Origin of the sequence: Streptomyces pilosus (genome assembly GCF_014649835.1) — a bacterium.
Lineage (GTDB): Bacteria > Actinomycetota > Actinomycetes > Streptomycetales > Streptomycetaceae > Streptomyces > Streptomyces pilosus.
On the sequence record NZ_BMTU01000002.1, the window covers coordinates 1 to 16,193 of the forward strand.

The 16,193-nt window shown below is 73.8% G+C and carries 14 protein-coding genes and 1 pseudogene; 6 read left to right on the forward strand and 9 right to left on the reverse strand.

The window, feature by feature from the left end:
* Both IE118_RS05265 and IE118_RS05270 read left to right on the forward strand, forming a co-directional pair.
* Window positions 1-379 (forward strand): annotated as a pseudogene (locus IE118_RS05265) (3-hydroxyacyl-CoA dehydrogenase); the annotation flags it as partial.
* Window positions 380-449: 70 nt separating this feature from the next.
* On the forward strand, window positions 450-2,273 hold the full coding sequence (locus tag IE118_RS05270) for an AMP-dependent synthetase/ligase (RefSeq protein WP_189556096.1): 1,824 nt from the start codon (window positions 450-452) through the stop codon (window positions 2,271-2,273).
* 69 nt (window positions 2,274-2,342) lie between these two features.
* On the opposite strand, the gene IE118_RS05275 is transcribed toward IE118_RS05270, so the two are convergent.
* Window positions 2,343-3,482 (reverse strand): acyl-CoA dehydrogenase family protein, encoded by a 1,140-nt coding sequence (locus tag IE118_RS05275; protein ID WP_189556097.1) that lies wholly within the window; start codon window positions 3,480-3,482, stop codon window positions 2,343-2,345.
* Between the two features lie 88 nt (window positions 3,483-3,570).
* Between IE118_RS05275 and IE118_RS05280 the strand changes: the two genes are divergently transcribed.
* Window positions 3,571-4,197 carry a TetR/AcrR family transcriptional regulator gene (locus IE118_RS05280; protein WP_189556098.1) on the forward strand — a complete coding sequence of 209 codons (627 nt, stop codon included), beginning with the start codon at window positions 3,571-3,573 and terminating at the stop codon, window positions 4,195-4,197.
* Window positions 4,198-4,265: 68 nt separating this feature from the next.
* Here the strand turns inward: IE118_RS05280 and IE118_RS05285 are convergent, their stop codons facing one another.
* A complete protein-coding gene (locus tag IE118_RS05285) occupies window positions 4,266-5,762 on the reverse strand; it encodes an aldehyde dehydrogenase family protein (RefSeq protein ID WP_189556099.1) in 1,497 nt (498 codons plus the stop codon).
* Window positions 5,759-6,652, reverse strand: coding sequence for an oxygenase MpaB family protein (locus IE118_RS05290; RefSeq protein ID WP_189556100.1), 894 nt, complete (start codon window positions 6,650-6,652; stop codon window positions 5,759-5,761). Before IE118_RS05290 ends, IE118_RS05285 begins: the two co-directional genes overlap by 4 nt.
* A 211-nt stretch (window positions 6,653-6,863) precedes the next feature.
* Between IE118_RS05290 and IE118_RS05295 the strand changes: the two genes are divergently transcribed.
* Entirely contained in the window at window positions 6,864-7,745 is an 882-nt protein-coding gene (locus IE118_RS05295) for an oxygenase MpaB family protein (protein ID WP_189556101.1), read from the forward strand.
* A gap of 133 nt (window positions 7,746-7,878) precedes the next feature.
* Here IE118_RS05295 and IE118_RS05300 read toward each other — a convergent pair whose 3' ends face one another.
* From IE118_RS05300 to IE118_RS05315, 4 genes are all read right to left on the reverse strand, one after another.
* The gene (locus IE118_RS05300; protein ID WP_189556102.1) at window positions 7,879-8,778 is read right to left on the reverse strand and encodes a pyridoxamine 5'-phosphate oxidase family protein; all 900 of its coding nucleotides are present in this window, start codon (window positions 8,776-8,778) and stop codon (window positions 7,879-7,881) included.
* Window positions 8,779-8,886: 108 nt separating this feature from the next.
* Window positions 8,887-9,171, reverse strand: a complete 285-nt coding sequence (locus tag IE118_RS05305) for a DUF1876 domain-containing protein (protein ID WP_189556103.1) — start codon at window positions 9,169-9,171, stop codon at window positions 8,887-8,889.
* 326 nt (window positions 9,172-9,497) lie between these two features.
* Complete coding sequence (locus tag IE118_RS05310) at window positions 9,498-9,752, reverse strand: lipopolysaccharide assembly protein LapA domain-containing protein (RefSeq protein WP_229846672.1); 255 nt, start codon at window positions 9,750-9,752, stop codon at window positions 9,498-9,500.
* Between the two features lie 42 nt (window positions 9,753-9,794).
* The gene (locus tag IE118_RS05315; RefSeq protein WP_189556104.1) at window positions 9,795-10,082 is read right to left on the reverse strand and encodes a metal-sensitive transcriptional regulator; all 288 of its coding nucleotides are present in this window, start codon (window positions 10,080-10,082) and stop codon (window positions 9,795-9,797) included.
* 88 nt (window positions 10,083-10,170) lie between these two features.
* On the opposite strand from IE118_RS05315, the gene IE118_RS05320 reads away from it, so the two are divergent.
* The gene (locus tag IE118_RS05320; RefSeq protein WP_189556105.1) at window positions 10,171-10,758 is read left to right on the forward strand and encodes a rhodanese-like domain-containing protein; all 588 of its coding nucleotides are present in this window, start codon (window positions 10,171-10,173) and stop codon (window positions 10,756-10,758) included.
* A 425-nt stretch (window positions 10,759-11,183) separates the two neighbouring features.
* Here IE118_RS05320 and IE118_RS05325 read toward each other — a convergent pair whose 3' ends face one another.
* The gene (locus tag IE118_RS05325) at window positions 11,184-13,136 is read right to left on the reverse strand and encodes a PAS domain S-box protein (protein WP_189556106.1); all 1,953 of its coding nucleotides are present in this window, start codon (window positions 13,134-13,136) and stop codon (window positions 11,184-11,186) included.
* Between the two features lie 529 nt (window positions 13,137-13,665).
* Between IE118_RS05325 and IE118_RS05330 the strand changes: the two genes are divergently transcribed.
* Window positions 13,666-14,865 carry an oxygenase MpaB family protein gene (locus IE118_RS05330; protein WP_189556107.1) on the forward strand — a complete coding sequence of 400 codons (1,200 nt, stop codon included), beginning with the start codon at window positions 13,666-13,668 and terminating at the stop codon, window positions 14,863-14,865.
* An 82-nt stretch (window positions 14,866-14,947) separates the two neighbouring features.
* Here IE118_RS05330 and IE118_RS05335 read toward each other — a convergent pair whose 3' ends face one another.
* Window positions 14,948-16,144: a TetR/AcrR family transcriptional regulator gene (locus IE118_RS05335; protein WP_189556108.1), complete on the reverse strand. Its 1,197-nt coding sequence runs from the start codon at window positions 16,142-16,144 to the stop codon at window positions 14,948-14,950.
* Window positions 16,145-16,193: the final 49 nt, after the last annotated feature.

The window sequence follows — 16,193 nt, forward strand, 5'->3', positions numbered from 1 at the left end:
CTACGAGTACGACGAGGACGGCCGCCGCACCCGGCTCTGGCCGGGACTGCGCGAGCACTTCGCCGATCCGGCCCTGCGCGAGGCCGACCTGACGGAACTCGCGGAGCGGATGCTCTTCGCCGAGGCCCTCGACTCGGTGCGCTGCCTGGAGGAGGGCGTCCTGGTCTCCGTGGCGGACGCCAACATCGGCTCGATCCTCGGCATCGGCTTCCCGGCCTGGACCGGCGGCGTCCTGCAGTACATCAACGGCTACGAGGACGGCCTGCCCGGCTTCGTCGCCCGCGCGCGCGAACTCGCCGCCCGGCACGGAGGCCGCTTCACCCCGCCCCCGCTGCTGCTCCGCAAGGCCGAGCGCGGCGAGACCTTCACCGACGACTGACGCCCACCCGAGACCCCCCGCCACCCCCCGCGCTCCGACCCCGATCCGCCCAGCCCGCCAGGAGGCCGTCATGACACCAGCCCCGCGCACCGACGGGGAACCAGCGACACCGTCCACCCTGCCGCTGCTCGTGGAGCACAACGCCCGCACCCACCCGGACCTGCCCGCCCTGTCCTGGCGCACACCGGACGGCACGGGATGGACCACGCTCGACTGGGCGGGGGTCAGGGACCACACCGCACTCCTCGCCGCCGGGTACGCGGCACTCGGCGTCGGCCGCGGCGACCATGTGCTGCTGATGATGGCCAACCGCTCCGAGCACTGGCTCTCCGACCTCGCCCTGGTCCGCCTCGGCGCCGTGCCCGTCAGCGTCTACGGCACCTCGGCGCCCGAGCAGGTCCGTCACATCGCCCGCAACTGCCGTGCGGCGCTGGCCGTCGTCGAGGGCGCCGCGCAGGCCGGGGTGTGGGCACCGCTGCTGGACGACCCGGACACCCCGCTGGCCCGGCTGGTCGTCGTGGAACCCGGCGAGGAAGGACCCCACCTGCCCTACACCGCCCTGACCGGCGAACCCGTCCCGGAGTCGTTCGAGAAGTCCCTGGACACGGCCGGCCCCGACGACCCGCTGACCGTCGTCTACACCTCGGGCACCACCGGCGAGCCCAAGGGGGTGGTCCTCACCCACCGGCAGGTGCTCGCCAACGCCGTCGCGCTCGACGCGGCGGTGGAACTGCCCCCGCACGTCGAGCACATCTGCTACCTGCCGTTCGCCCACATCGCGGAGCGCATGCTGGGCATCTACCTGCCCTGTCACCGTGCCTCCCACGTCTACCTGTGCGCGGACCCCACGGCAGTCGCCCAGGCGGTGCGCGAGGTGCGGCCCCGGCAGTTCTTCGGCGTGCCGAGGATCTGGGAGAAGCTGGCCGTCGCCGTCCGGGCCGGGCTCGACCTGCTGCCCGAGGAGCAGCGTCAGGGAGTGGAGAGGGCCATGGAGGTGGCCCGCGAGCACGTCGGCCACCGGGAGCGGGGGGAGGCCCCGCCCGCCGAACTGGACGCCGCGTACACGCAGGTGCGGGAGAAGGTGCTCAAGCCGGTGCTGGCCGCCGGCGGACTCGACCGGGTCACCTGGACGGCGAGCGCCTCCGCGCCCATGCCGCTCGACGTGGTGAGGTTCTGGTCCGGTCTCGGTGTCGTGATCATGGACGCGTGGGGTCTGACCGAGACGACCGGCGTGGCCACCACCAACAGCCCGCGGACCGGCTTCCGGCTCGGCTCGGTCGGCCGGCCCGTCTCCTCCGTCGAGGTCCGCGTCGCCGAGGACGGCGAGATCCTGGTGCGGGGCGCCTCCGTCTTCTCCGGGTACCTCCAGCCGGACGGCTCCGTCCGGTCGGTGCTGGACGAGGACGGCTGGCTCGCCACCGGGGACATCGGCCGGATCGACGACGACGGCTTCGTCTGGCTCACCGACCGCAAGAAGGAGATGATCATCACCTCGACCGGGAAGAACGTCTCCCCGGCGCTGGTCGAGAACACCCTCAAGGAGCACCCGCTGATCGGGCAGGCGCTGGTGCACGGCGACAACCGGTCCTATCTGGTGGCCCTGCTGGTGCTCGACCCGGAGGCCGCGCCCTCCTGGGCCGCCGCCCGGGGCATCGACGCCGGGAGCGGGGACCTGGCGGCCCTGGCCGCCCATCCCGCCGTGCGCGAGGAGGTCGACCGCGCGGTGGCCGCGGCCAACACCCGGCTCAACCGGACCGAGCAGGTCAAGCGGTACCGGCTGCTGGCCCGCGAGTGGGGGCCGGCGACGGGGGAGCTGACGCCCTCGCTGAAGATGCGCCGCCGCGTCATCCGCGACCGGCACGCCGCCGAACTGGCGGACCTGTACGCCGAGTAGCGGCACCCCCCCCTGCGCACCGACGGCCGCCCCGCGTCTTCCCGCGGGGCGGCCGTCGTCGTGCGGCTCCTACAGGCCGTAGCTGCGGCCGATGATGTCGCGCTGGATCTCGCTGGTCCCGCCGTAGACGGTGGAGACCACCGCGGACCGCAGATGGCGCTCCATCCCGTACTCGGTGGCGTAGCCGTACCCGCCCATCATCTGCATGCACTCCAGGGCGACACGTTTGGCCGTCTCGGTGGCCTTGAGCTTGGCCATCGACGCCTCCCGGGGGAACAGGCGGTCCGGTTCGGCGTCGCAGTCCGCAGCCACCTCGCGCACCAGCAGCCGGGTGCACTCGATCTCCGTCGCGAGGTCCGCCACCCGGTGCCGCAGCGCCTGGAAGCTCCCCACGGGCCGCCCGAACTGCTCGCGTTCGCCGACGTAGGCGACCGCGTCGTCGAACGCCCTGCGCGCCAGGCCCAGCATGTTGGCGGCCAGGAACAGCCGCTCGTGGTTCAGCCCGGCCATCAACTGCCGCCAGCCCGCGTCCACTTCACCCACCACCGCGTCGGCGGGCAGCCGGACGCCGGTGAAGAACACGTCGTTGACTTCCCTGCCGCCCATGGTCTCGATGCCGCGGATCTCCACCCCGGGGGTGTCCGCCGGCACGTGGAACATGGTCAGCCCCCGGTGCTTGTCGGCGCCTGTGCGGGCCACCAGCAGGATGCTGTCGGCGATGTGGGCATTGGAGATCCACGTCTTCTGGCCGTCGACCAGCCAGCCGCCGTCCGGCCGGCGCTCGGCGCGGCAGCGCAGCGCGCCCACGTCGGAACCGGCGCCGGGCTCCGACATGGCGATGGCCAGCACGCTGCCGCGTGCCACACCGCCGAGCACCTCCCGCCGCTGCCGCTCGGAACCGAACCCCTCATAGGCCTTGGCGGTGATGACGGTGGTGACGAAACCGCCCGCGGGGACCATGCCGTAGGACGTCTCCTCCAGGAACACGCACGCGTCGCCCAGGCCGCCGCCCGCGCCGCCGTACTCCTCCGGCAGGCACACCCCGAGCCAGCCGAGTTCGGCGAGCATGCCGTAGATCTTGGGGTTGTGCGGCTCCCGGCCGTCCTGGGTCAGCGCGGCGCGCTGCTCCCGGGTCCCGCACTCACGCCGGGCGAAATCCCGGACGGCGGCGGCGAAGTCCGACTGTTCCGCGGTGAGACGACTTCCCATGGGGGTCTCCGAACACGAGGGGATACATGTGTATGGATAATGTTTCACTGTTTCTCGGTGGAGGTGGGCCGGTACCGTGAAAGACACCATGAAGACTTCTGCAGACGAATCCCCGCTCGCCCGTGCCCTCGCCCGGCCGGAGACGGAGGAACGGCTGGCGCGGCAGATCCTCGACGCCGCCCTGGAGCAGTTCACGATCTTCGGCCTGCGCCGCTCGTCGGTGGACGACGTCGCCAAGCGGGCCGGGGTGTCGCGGGTGACGGTGTACCGGCGCTTCCGGAACAAGGACGGACTGGTCGAGGCGTGTCTGCTGCGCGAGGTCAGCCGCTTCTTCCGGGAACTCGACGACGCGGTCGCCCCGCTGCCGGCCATGCGGGACAGGGTCGTCGAGGGTTTCGTGGTCGCCCTGCGCCACACCCGGGCCCACCCCCTCTTCGGGGGCCTGCTGCGGCTGGAACCCGAGGTGGTCCTGCCGTACCTGACCGTCGGCGGCGGACCCGCCCTCACCGTCACGACCGACTACCTGACGTCCCATCTGCGGCGGGCCCAGCACAGCGAGGGCCGCCCGGGCACCGACCCGCGGCCGGTGGCGGAACTGATGGTGCGGGTCGCCGTCTCCTTCCTCCTCAACCCGGCCGGCTGCATCGAGCTCGACGACGAGGAGCAGTCCCGGGCCTTCGCCCGCCGCTACCTCGCCCCACTGCTCGACGCCTGACCGGGACCGGGCCCACGCCGAACCGCGCGGGCCCGCCCGGCCGTTCCTCAGCACCGGGTGTGCAGCCATCAGCGCCGGGTGTGCAGCCATCGCATGAGGGCCACCGCGCGGGCCTTCGCCGCGGGCGCCGTGGTGAACGACGTCAGGTCGACCGGCGGAGCGAACCGCCGGACCGTGACCGACTGGGGCGCGGTGAACGCCCGCAGTCCCTCCGCACCGTGGATCCGGCCGAAACCCGAGTCCCCCGACCCGCCGAACGGCAGGGCCGGAACGGCGGCGAAGCCCAGCACCGAGTTCACCGACACCGCTCCCGCGCGCAGCCGCGCCGCGATCGCCGCACCGGCGCGGCGGCTGCCGCAGAACACCGCCGCGCCCAGCGCGTAGCGGGAGGCGTTGGCGCGGCGCACCGCCTCGTCGACGTCCGCCACGGCGTTGATCGCCACGGTTGGCCCGAAGGTCTCCTCGGTCATCGCGGGGGAGTCCTCCGGTACGTCGACCAGGACCACCGGCGCGACGAACGGCCCGTCCGGCGTCTCCACCGCGCCCAGCGGGGCGCCCGCCCCGGCCGCCACGGCGGCATCGACGTGCCGGCGTACCACCTCGTCCTGGCCCGGCATCGTCATCGGGCCGTAAGCCGCGTCGGGGCCGCTCCCCGGCCGCAGGCCACGGGCCCGCTCCACCACCCGGTCGACCAGCTCCGCGTGGACCGCACGGACCGCGTAGACCCGCTCCACACCCGCACACGTCTGGCCCGCGTTGCCCAGCGCGCCCCACACGATCGCGTCGGCGGCGGCGCCCAGATCCGCGTCCGCGGTGACGAGGACGGCGTCCTTGCCGCCGCACTCGGCCAGGAACGGGGTGAGGGAGCGGGCGCACTCCTCCATCACCTTGCGCGCGGTCCCCGGCGAACCGGTGAAGGCGAGCTTGTCGACCCCGGACGCGGCCAGCGCGGCGCCCGTCTCCGCGGCGCCCGTGACCACGCCGAACAGACCGGCGAACCCGGGCACCGCCCGGTCGAAGAGCCGGGCGAGCAGCACCCCGGTGGCCGGGGTGTACTCGGACGGCTTGAACACCACCGCGTTGCCGGCGGCCAGGGCGTACCCGATGGAGCCCATCGGCGTGTAGACCGGATAGTTCCACGGGCCGATCACCCCGACCACGCCGAGCGGCCGGTGCACCACCGAAGCCGCCTGGTTCGCCGCGGCCGGCCCGGTACGCACCCGGCGGCGGCGCAGCACCCGCCCGGCGTTGCGCGCGGCCCACGCCACGTGCTCCAGGGTCAGCAGCAGTTCCAGCCGGGCGTCACCGAGGGGCTTGCCGGTCTCCGCCGCGACGGATCCGGCCACCTCGTCGAGTTCCTCCGCCAGCGTCCGCTTCCAGGCGAGCAGATGGGCACGACGGCGGGCGGCGGGGAGTGCCGCCCAGCGCGCGCCGGCCGCTCTCGCCCGGTCGACCGCCCGTGCGACGTCCTCCGGTCCGTGGACCGGGTGGGCGGCGAGCGTGCGGCCGGTGGCCGGGTCCCGGGTCGTGAACGTCGCCGTCGCCGGGTGGGTGGTGTCGGTCATCGTTTCTCCAGCGGTGAGGTCTCGTCGGCGAGCGGTTCCGTCGGCCTGCCGTGCGCCCAGTGCGGGCCCAGGTCGTCCAGCGTCCAGCCGAACGGATAACTGCGCGGCCGGTGCCGGTAGGCCCACCAGCCGGGCCGGGCCGGCATGAGGCGCACCAGGGCGGCCCGGGCGCGCAGCACGCGGTGGGCGGCGGTGCGCAGCCAGGCGGGCTGCGGCTCGAACCCGAGCGCCGCGAGCAGGGGTTCGTCGAGCAGCGCCAGCGTGAACCGCACGGCGAGCGGGCGCAGCGGCCGCGGGTACCAGGCGGCCATGACCCGCAAGGTGGCCGCCGCCACCCGCCGGTTGGCGGGGTCGGGGGCGAACATCTCCCGCTCGTAGGAGTCCAGGAGCCGTTCGAAACCGGCGTAGTCGGCGGGCATGCCGGTGATGCCCATCATGGTGCCCAGCCGCCGCCCCACCAGGGCGAGGCTCTCGGTCTCCTGCCAGGACAGGGGGCGCCAGCCGTAGCGGTCGATCCACCGCTTCGGCCCGACCACCGTGGTGGCCAGCACGTACAGGTAGTCCTCGTTCGGTATGCGGTAGCGGCCGTGGATGCGGTTCAGATGCCGGGCGGTGGCGCGCCCGCGCGGCGAGTCCAGGCCGTCGCGGACCATCTCGTGGGCGAACAGGAGGGTGTCGTCGTAGCGCCTCTGCCCGGCGCGCTCGAACTCCTGGGTGCGGTCGAGCAGCCGGGAGATGCGGGGGACGCCGTAGTCGCGCAGGAACGCGGTGGAGACGCCCTGCAGGTAGTCCCAGGGGAACTCGTACCGGGTGAGCAGCACGAAGATCTTCTCGTGATCCTGTCGCGGGTCCATGGTCCGGATCCGGCGGAGCCGGGTGTAGCGGCCCATCGGTACAGCCTCCTCATCGGGACGGGGTCAGCCGGCGGAGGTCCTGACGGCGGGCGGCGGGACCGGCGTGGCGTCCCCACCGGAGCCGACGGACGATGGGACGGGAGGGCACGCCGTTCCCCGCGGTCGTCGAGAGCCGAAGATACAAAAACTATTGACTTGTTTCACGAGGGCGTCAATAGTCCGGACACGACGGAGAGACGGAGGCCCCATGACCGGCACGCCGCACCCGCCCGACGTCCCGGCGCCCGTCCCGGACACCGGCCGCGACGCACCCGTCCCGATCGCCCCGGGTACGATCCTCTGGGACATCGCCGGCGACGTCCGGCTGCTGCTCTCCCTGCCCGCAGCCCTCGTCCTGCAGGTCGCCCACCCGGCGGTCGGAGCCGGCGTCGACGAGCACTCCGTGTTCCGCACCGACCCCTGGGGCCGGGCCCGGCGCTCGCTGGACTCACTCCAGCTCTGGGTCTACGGAGGCGAACAGGCGCTGGAGGAGGGCCGCAGACTGCGCAGGCTGCACCGGGCCATCAGCGGCACCGACACCCGGGGCCGCGCCTACCACGCGCTGACCCCCGCCTACTACGCCTGGGTGCACGCCACCGCCTACCCCGTCTTCCTGCGGGCGGCCCAGTACTTCTCCCGCCCCTTCGACGCGTCCGGCGAACGCCGTCTCTACGGCGAACTCCTCGCCCTCGGACGCATCCTCGGCATCGAACGGCGCGACATGCCGGCGACGCCGGAGGAGTTCTGGCCGTACTTCGACACGGTGATCCGGGACGAACTGGAGCGGACGGCCGTCGTCTCGGAGCTGCTCGACCCGCGCAGGCCCGTCCCGCCGCCGGCCGGTGCGGGCCCGCTGCTGCGCCGTCTCTGGCCGGTGCTGCGCCCGCCCCTGGGCCGGCTGCACGTCTTCGTGACGACCGGCCTGCTGCCGCCCGCCGTCCGGGACCGCCTGGGACTGGAATGGACGGCGCGCGACGAACGCGCACTGCGCCGCTTCGGCGCCGTGGTCCGCACGGTGGTCCCGCTGCTGCCCGAGCGTCTGCGCTACCTGCCCAGGGCCCGCGCGGCCCGCCGCGCCGCCCGCACGTGACTCCCGCTCCCCGGCGCGGAGCGGCCGGCCGGTGTCCCGCCGGCTCCCGGCGCCGAGGCGGCCGAGGCCCTCGTTGATGGCACCCCGCGCCGGTCGGGGGGCGCGTCCGCGGTGCACGGGTACGCACCCGCGGTCACTGTCCGGCCGGGGTGATGCGGCGTCCGGTGAGGCGGGTGGGCCGGATCGACACCCACATCCCGCGGTCGCCCCCGGCCCACGGCGTGCTGTGGGTGCTCTCGGAGAGGTGCCGCGCCTCCTCGGGCCCGGTGACGGCCCGTGCGGGGCCGACCGCCAGGACGCTCCAGCCCTGGCTCATGGCCTCGTCGAGCCGGTCGACCTCGAAGGCGACCTCCGCTCCCACGGCGGCCGCCGGCACGGAGCCGGGAGCGGTCCGGTAGACGATCGAGTCGTCCACGACCTCGTAGTTGACCGGGACCACGGCGGGCCCCTCGGCCGTGGTGACCGAGACGCGCCCGACGCCGTGGGTGGACAGGAGGGCCCGGCATTCGTCGGGTCCGAGGTCGCGCAGCTGTGGGTGGAGCAGCGCCATGCCCTGCCCGGGCGGCAGGCCGGCACCCCCGCCCCGCAAGGCCCGGACATTGGTGCGCAGGGCCGCGGCCAGCCTGATGAGCGTCGCCGTGCTGGGGTCACCGGGGTGCTCCTCCAGGTAGGCGAGGTAGTCCGGTGCCATCCTGGCCCGCCGGGCCGTCTCCTCCCGGCTCAGGCCCTGGCGTTCGCGCTCGGCCGCCAGTCGCCGGCCGATGTCACCGGGGTCGGGCGGGCCGGCGGGTGGCGGCGCACCCGCGTCGTCACCGGGGTCGTGCCCGGGATCGTGCCCGCGGTCATGACCGGTGCGCGTCACGTGGGCGTCGGGCCCCGGGAAGACGAGCGTCACCTCGTGCGTGTCCGACCAGCGCACGTCGTAGGGGGGTGTGCCGTCTTCGTGGTGGAGCCCGACGATCTCGCCGTCGCGCCGGGTGGCGCCGGTGGTCGGACTCTCGATGACGAGGTGGTCGCCGAGGTGGGCTCGCATGATCGCCGCCCCTCTCCTTCTCTCAGCCGGTGGTCTCGGTGTCCGGCGGCCCGGGCCGCCGGACACCGAGACCACCGTGGTGCCGCCGGGCCGGGGCGCGGCGGGTGGTCACATCGGCCATCCGACGGCCGGACGGGGGCCGGGCCGCGTCACCCCCATGCCGTCCACGTCGCGCTCGGCGATGTCCACGAGTTGCCGGCCGAGGTCCTGCAGGGCCCGGCCCGCGGCCAGCTCGTCGCCGATCTCCGGCACATCGGGGTCCGCCGGGTTCCGGCGGGCGGCGCCGCGACCGGTCAGCACGGCGGTCCCGGTGTCGATCACCACGCGGGCCTTGGTGGTCCCCGCGTCCTCGAAGAGGTGGAGGCGAGTCTTCCATTCCAGTGTGTGCGACATGGCTGTCCTCCTCGGCTCGGGGCGGACGGGTACGTCTGCGCCCCGGCTCCCGCCTTCCGCCGCCCGGTGAGGCGACGCCTGGCGGCCTCCGCCCGCGCACGAGGTGCGACGGGGTGCGCACTGCCGTGCGCCGGCGCGGCGGACCGGACCGGCGGCGGACTTCTCCCGGGCGCCGACGACCGTTTCCTGACGGGCCGCCCTTCGTACTCACCATTCTGCGCGCGGAACACGGGCACGGCGCGTCGGCCGGGCGCCGACGTCCTGGAGGCGGCGCGCGGTGCCCGGCCGGGAGGGCGGGGACCGCCGTCGCGTCATGCGGATAACCGCTACCGGCGGGCGCGGCGGTGGGCGACGAGCAGGCCGAGGGCGACGCCCACGAGGAGGGTGACCGTGAGGACGCTCCACAGCGGCAGGGTGACGGTCGGAATCCACAGCCTGATGGTCACCGACTTCGTGTTGGCGGCGATGAACCAGATGGCCGCACCGGCGAGCAGCACGAAGCCGATGGTGCGCAGCCTGACGTCCCGCCCCTTGACCGTCACGGTCGGCGGACCGTACTCACGCGCGGTTTTCCGTGCCATAAGGGTGATTATCTGACGTTATCGCCCCGTATGCGACTTACGTCAGGCCAGGGACAGGAACAGCCTCTCCAGCCGGGCGCGCATCTGCTCGCCGTCCTCGCCGTTCGCGCGACCGGACTCGATGTCCGCCACGCACTTCTGCAACCCGGTCGCGATGATCGCGAAGCCCGCCCGGTCGAGGGCGCGCGAAGCGGCCGCGAGCTGGGTCACCACGTCCTCGCAGTCGCGCCCCTCCTCGATCATCCGGATCACCCCGGAGATCTGCCCCTGCGCCCGCCGCAACCGGTTCAGTACGGACTTCAGGTCCGCCCCCTCGAGCTCCAGCTCCACACCCACTCCTCATGCCCTAAAATACCCCTAGGGGTACTGTACGTCGCGATTCGGTAGCCCGTCGAACATGAAGGATCACACAGCCGCCATGACCAGCCCGCCCGCCCCCGTCGTCCTCGCAACCGGCCAGGCCGGAGCCAGGCTCCACGAGTTCACCGTCATCGACGTGCGCACGCCCGGCGAGTACGCCTCCGGGCACCTGCCCGGCGCCGTGAACATCCCGCTGGACCACCTCCGCCGGGCCCTGCCGGAGATCCGGCACGCCGCCGGACGCGGTGACCTCCTCGTCGTGTGCGCCTCCGGCGCCCGCTCCGCGAAGGCCTGCTCGCTCCTCGCCGACGAGGGCGTCACCGCCGCCACGCTCGCCGGGGGCACCGGCGCGTGGGCGTCCGAGGGGCGGGACCTGCGGCGTCCCGCGGCCTGCGACACCCGGGCCGGCTGGAGCATGGAACGCCAGGTCCGCTTCACCGCCGGGACCCTGGTGCTCCTCGGTCTGGTGCTCGGGCTGCTGGTGCACCCGGCCTTCCAGCTGCTCGCCGCGGGCATCGCGGCCGGCCTGGTCTTCTCCGCCCTCACCGACACCTGCGGCATGGCCGTCGTCCTGGGCAGGCTGCCCCACAACCGCCCCCGCGCGGCCGACCTCGACGCCGCGCTCGCCGCCCTGCGCGGCCGGTGAGACGGACGAGGGCCGGAGGGCGGGCGGTGGTCAGGGTGACGCCTGCGGCCCCTGTCCGCCCCGGCTGCCCTCTCCGCCCCGGCCGTCCTCGGGTTCCCGCCCGCCCCGGTCGAGCCGGAAGGGCGGGTACACGTCCGTGAACAGGGCCGCGTAGGCGGCCACCCGCAGTGCTCGCCGACGTGCCCGACTCCCCGACGCGCCGGGGCGCGTCGGTTCATGGTGGCCGAGCCGATGCCCCGCCCCCGGTATCGGTGAACCCACCCACGCGGGCACGGGCGGAACGGGTCACGGCAAGGGGCCGTTCGTCCCTGTGACGGTCACCCCTCGCCCCGCTACAGTGGTCCCGCGCCGGCCTCCGGCACCGTCCTCCCCCCGTGGGACGGTGCCCGGAGGCCGGTCTCGTTCCCGCCGCTCCGCACCGACGGTCACAGCCGCAGCGTGAACCAGGTCGTCTTTCCCTCGTCGGTGGGGCGGACGCCCCAGCTGTCGGCGATCATGCGGACGAGGTTGAGTCCGCGGCCCGACTCCTCGTCCTCGTCGGCACGTCGGGGTTCCGGGAGGTGCGGGCTGCCGTCGCCCACCTCGACGGTGAGTTCGTCGGCCGTGCGGCACGCGTGCAGGGTGACCGGGCCCTGCCCGTGCCGCACGGCGTTGGTGAGGAGTTCGGAGACGAGGAGTCGCGCGTCGTGGGCCTTGTCGCGGCAGTTCCAGGCGGCCAGGGCCTTGCTGAGGAACGCACGGCCCTCCGGCACCGATGCGGCACGGGCGGGCAGTGTGGTCGTGGCGGACGCCAGGGGCGCGGCGGGCAGTTGGGCCAGCAGGAGCGTGACGTCGTCGTCGTGTCCCTCGGCGTCCGGTCGCAGGGTGGACAGGATGAGGTCGGCCACGACGTCCGGGGCGGGCGGTTCCGCGGTGAACAGGGCGCCGCAGGTGGCCGTGAGGGCGGCGAGGCTGTCCTCGATGTCGCAGCCGGGGGTCTCGATCAGACCGTCGGTGTAGAGCACCAGGGTCGCGCCCGGCGGCACCGCCGCCGAGGCCTGCTCGTAGAGGATGTCGCCCACCCCGAGCGGCGCGTTCACGGGCGCGGTCAGCGGCCGCGCCCCGGCACCGGGCACGGCCACCAGGACCGGGAGGTGACCGGCGGAGCACAGGGTCACCTTCGCCTCGTCGGCGGCGACGACCAGGTAGCAGCAGGTGACCAGCTGGTCGGGCACGTCCAGGTCCGCCACGCACGCGTCCAGGGCCTGCATCAGGCGCCGCGGCTGCATACCCGTCTTGGCCAACGCGTGCGCCGCCGAGCGCAGTTGTCCCATGACGGCGGCCGCCTCCAGGCCGCGGCCCATCACGTCGCCGATCAGCACGCCGACCCGGCCCGCGCCGAGCGGTATCAGGTCGAACCAGTCGCCCCCCACGCCGGCCCCCTGGGTGGCGGGGCGGTAACGGCTGGCGGTGACCAGACCCGGTACGGCCGGCGGCGTGCCCATCAGGCTGCGCTGCAGGGTGAGGGCGACGTGGCGCTGCTGCTCGTACAGGGCCGTCAGTTCCGCCTCGGCCCGCTTGCGGTCGCTGATGTCGCGGACGATGGCGCACGCCCCTATGACCGTGCCGTCGGACGCCCGCCTCGGCCACATGGTGACGTCGACGTCCAGCAGCGCTCCGGCCCTGGTGACGCGCAGCGTCTCGAAGTGCTCCACCTTCTCGCCGAGCCGCAGCCGGCCCATGAGCGCCGCGATCTCCTCCTGGTGATCGCTCGGGGCGAGCAGGGAGATGTGACGGCCCATCACCTCGGCGGCGGTGTAGCCGTACAGCCGCTGCGCGGCGGTGTTCCAGTAGGTGATGTGCCCGTCGAGTGTCTTGGCGAGGATCGCGTCCTGGGAGGACTCCACCAGGGCGGCCAGTTCGCTGATGCGTTCCTCGGCGGCCCTGCGGTCGCTCACGTCGCGGACGGCCGCGGAGATCAGCAGCCCGTCCGCGGTCTCCAGCGGGCTGAGACTGATCTCGACGGGGAACTCGCTGCCGTCGCGGCGCAACCCGTGCAGGTCGAGACCGGCGCCCATCGGACGCACCTGCCGGTTGGCGGCGTACGCGTTGCGGTGCAGCGTGTGATGGCCGCGCAGGCGGTGGGGGACGAGCAGTTCGACGGGCTGGCCGAGGAGCTCCTCGCGGCGGTAGCCGAACAGGGCTTCCGTCTGGGCGTTGACGAGCCGGATGGCTCCGGTGCCGTCGACGATGACCATGGCGTCCGGCGCCGCTTCCAGCAGTCCGCGGAACCGCTCCTCGGCGGTGCCCGGTTCACCGGCCCGCGGGGGAACCCCGTGCGCGCCCGGTCCGGGCCCCGCGCCCGGATGCGTTGCCGTACCGCCGGTCCTGTCGTTCATGTCCGCCCCAGCCGCCCCGCTGCCAGTGGTTCCGGGCCATCACAGCGCACCGTGCCGCGACACGTACCCGCATGTCACGAACTGTCGTAATCGGGTCGCGCGCGGTCCCGGGCCGCACCGCTTGTGACCGCGGGTGCGTCCGGGTGTCCGATGGACGGCCACCGCGAGCCGCGTACGTGGGCGAGCGACGTCTCGACCACCGGGCCGTCCGCCCGTACCCCGTACGGCGGGGGTGACGTCCCCCGCGCACGCCATGCGGACCGGTCCGGCAGCGGCACCAGGCTGCCGGGACGCGCGCGTCCCGGCCCGGGGCCGTCCGGCCCCAGGGCCGGGCCGGTGGTCCCCCTTCACCGGACGGTGCTCGCCCCTGCCGACCCTCCGTCACCACCATTGCCCACCGCGATGCACCCCGCTATGTTAATCGAAAATCACATCTGTGCGACGGGATTCAGCACGCGTCGGTCGCGCACATGTCGTGTCTGCGAGAGCACCTGAAACCATCCGGCCCCTCAGGGAAGCAGGTAAGTCAATGGAAAACCTCAGCAGGCGGAAGGCGCTGACGCTCGGTGTCGCACTCGGCCTCGTGGGGGTGGCGAACCCCGGCGCGGCGTGGGCCTCGACGGGTTCGGGCACCAAAACCGCCGCGGGGACCGGCCCGGAGTGGATCTGGGACGACGCGGCGGACCCGCTGATGGCGTCGATGCTCGACGGGGGACACGTACCGGCCATCAACACCGCGTGGGCGTCCTGGGTGAACAACGACGACCCGCTGCCCGGCGGCCTGCCGGCCGAGTTCGCCGCGTACCTGCGGCAGGTCAACCGGCTGCCCTCCTGGGCCGATCAGGCCAAGCTGACCCGCGCCGCCGACTTCAACCGGCGCCGGGACACCTACCTCTTCATGCTGTACGGGCTCGGCAGCGGCATCATGAGCACCGTGATCCCGCGCGAGGCCAAGAGCGTCTACTGGTCCGCGGGCGGCGCCGACATGCAGGACCGCGCGGCCAAGACCTTCACGTTCGGCTACGACCTGTCCGAACTGGGCGCGTTCAAGCCGACGGGACAGTTCGTCGTCACCGCCAACAAGACGCGGGTGGTGCACGCCGCGGTGCGTCACCTGCTGCCGCAGTCGCCGCACTGGCGGGCGGTCGCCGACGAGACCGTGCCGATCAGCGCCGCCGACATCCTGGTCACCTTCCACAGCCTGGGCACCTACGTGCACCGGAAGCTGCTCGACTGGAGGATCCCCTACCCGGCCGCGGACCAGGAGGCGTTCCTGCACTCGTGGCAGGTCGCCGTCCACCTGCTCGGGGTGCCCCGCGAGCACATCCCCCGGACCTGGGCGGAGGCCGAGAGGCAGTCGGCGCAGGTGCTCACCCCGATCCTGTCCCCGTCCACCGAGGGCATCAGGCTGGCCGAGGAACTGCTCGGCCTGACCGCGCAGATCGACCTCGGCGTCACCCGCGGCTTCCTCAACGAGTTCGTGCGGTACGTCCTCAGCGACGAGGTCGGCGACTGGCTGGGACTGAAGCGCGACTACGCGTCGGCGGCCCTGGTGCGCACGGCATGGCCGGCGTACGTCCTCTTCCGTGAGGGACTGTCGCCCGTCATGCCCGGCACCTTCTACATGTTCGACCAGTTCGTGCGCGCCCTGGCCATGCTGTTCCTCAACAAGGGTTCCTCGGGGACCACCACCCCCATCACGATTCCCACCGGCAACAGGGCGGCCTGAGCCGTCGATCCGCTCACGATGCGCACCCGCCCCGCGGCAGCCGGGCCGAGGGGCGGGCGTCGGGGCTCCTGGCGGCGGCCGTTCACAGACCCAGCGCGCCCACCACCAGAGCGGTCACGGCCTCCCGGTGGGCGGGACCGTCCTCCCACCGCACCCTGCGCCCCGCCTCGACCACCACCCCGAACCCGGCGTGCACCAGCACCCGGGCCTGGCGCGGGTCCAGGTCCGGCCGGGCCAGCCGCACCTGCTCCTCCCAGACGGCGATGTACTCCCGCTGCGCGAGGACCACGGGCCGCTGCGAAGCGGCCGGCAGACCGGCGAACTCGGCCTCGGCGACACTGTTGAGCTCGGTGTACTCGAAGCAGTAGGCCACGTGGGTCGCCGCCAGGGCGACGACGGCGTCGTGCGGGTCCGACACCTCCCGCAGGTTCCGCTCCACCCCCTGGGTGAGCAGTGCCGCCGCCTGGAGGCACGCCGCCGCCAGGATGTCGGTCTTGCCGGGGTAGTGGCGGTACAGCGCGGACGGGGTCAGCCCCACCGCCTCCGCGATCTGTCCGTTGGTGACGTGGGCGAAACCGTCCCGGGCGAACAGCGGGACGGAGGCGGCGAGGATCTCCGCGCGTCGCGTGCGCGGCACCGGCGGGACGGGCAGTTCGACGGGGTGCGCCCCGGGCCGCCCCGCCGCCGGATCGGTCGCGGCGACGTCCAGCGCGGACTCCAGCAGCAGCTTCTCGGCCCGGCGCGCGGCGATGGAGGTGCGGTGCATGGTGATGGACCCGATCGCACCGAGGGCCGCCGTGGCCCGCAGGCGTGCGTCGGGCAGCGGGTGCTCGCGCCGCACCGCCTCCTCGACCCGGTCGACGAGCCGCCCGAACTTCACCTTCAGTCGCCGGCGGTCCTCGCGGTCGAGGTACCGGGCCTCCCACCGGTACACGCCCCCCGACGCGCGGTGGGCGACGGTGACCCGGGTGACGGCGGTGAGCACCTCCGCCAGGGGCGCCTCGGCCGGCACCTCGTCGAGCGCCGCGACCAGGCCGTCCACCATGACGTGGGCGCACGCGGCGAACAGGGCGTACTTGTTCGGGAAGTGGCGGTACAGGGCGGTCGCGGTGATGCCCACACCGGCGGCGACCTCCTCCATGGACGCCTTGTGGTAGCCGCGCTCGCTGAAGGCCCGCCCGGCCGCGTCGAGGATCAGTTGCTTGCGGTTGCGGGGCCTGGTGGCCGCGGCCCGGCCGGCGGTCGTGGTCGAACGGGCGGACGGGGAGGCGGGGGCCATGCGGTCAGTCAATCACAGCCCGTCAGGTGGCCGGGGGCCCTGCGCGGGC

Coding starts and splice junctions, on each gene's coding strand:
- IE118_RS05280 (WP_189556098.1), top strand. CDS start 3,571: ATGAAGACTTCTGCAGACGAATCCCCGCTCGCCCGTGCCCTCGCCCGG.
- IE118_RS05295 (WP_189556101.1), top strand. CDS start 6,864: ATGACCGGCACGCCGCACCCGCCCGACGTCCCGGCGCCCGTCCCGGAC.
- IE118_RS05275 (WP_189556097.1), bottom strand. CDS start 3,482: ATGGGAAGTCGTCTCACCGCGGAACAGTCGGACTTCGCCGCCGCCGTC.
- IE118_RS05270 (WP_189556096.1), top strand. CDS start 450: ATGACACCAGCCCCGCGCACCGACGGGGAACCAGCGACACCGTCCACC.
- IE118_RS05325 (WP_189556106.1), bottom strand. CDS start 13,136: ATGAACGACAGGACCGGCGGTACGGCAACGCATCCGGGCGCGGGGCCC.
- IE118_RS05335 (WP_189556108.1), bottom strand. CDS start 16,144: ATGGCCCCCGCCTCCCCGTCCGCCCGTTCGACCACGACCGCCGGCCGG.
- IE118_RS05320 (WP_189556105.1), top strand. CDS start 10,171: ATGACCAGCCCGCCCGCCCCCGTCGTCCTCGCAACCGGCCAGGCCGGA.
- IE118_RS05310 (WP_229846672.1), bottom strand. CDS start 9,752: ATGGCACGGAAAACCGCGCGTGAGTACGGTCCGCCGACCGTGACGGTC.
- IE118_RS05330 (WP_189556107.1), top strand. CDS start 13,666: ATGGAAAACCTCAGCAGGCGGAAGGCGCTGACGCTCGGTGTCGCACTC.
- IE118_RS05305 (WP_189556103.1), bottom strand. CDS start 9,171: ATGTCGCACACACTGGAATGGAAGACTCGCCTCCACCTCTTCGAGGAC.
- IE118_RS05290 (WP_189556100.1), bottom strand. CDS start 6,652: ATGGGCCGCTACACCCGGCTCCGCCGGATCCGGACCATGGACCCGCGA.
- IE118_RS05285 (WP_189556099.1), bottom strand. CDS start 5,762: ATGACCGACACCACCCACCCGGCGACGGCGACGTTCACGACCCGGGAC.
- IE118_RS05300 (WP_189556102.1), bottom strand. CDS start 8,778: ATGCGAGCCCACCTCGGCGACCACCTCGTCATCGAGAGTCCGACCACC.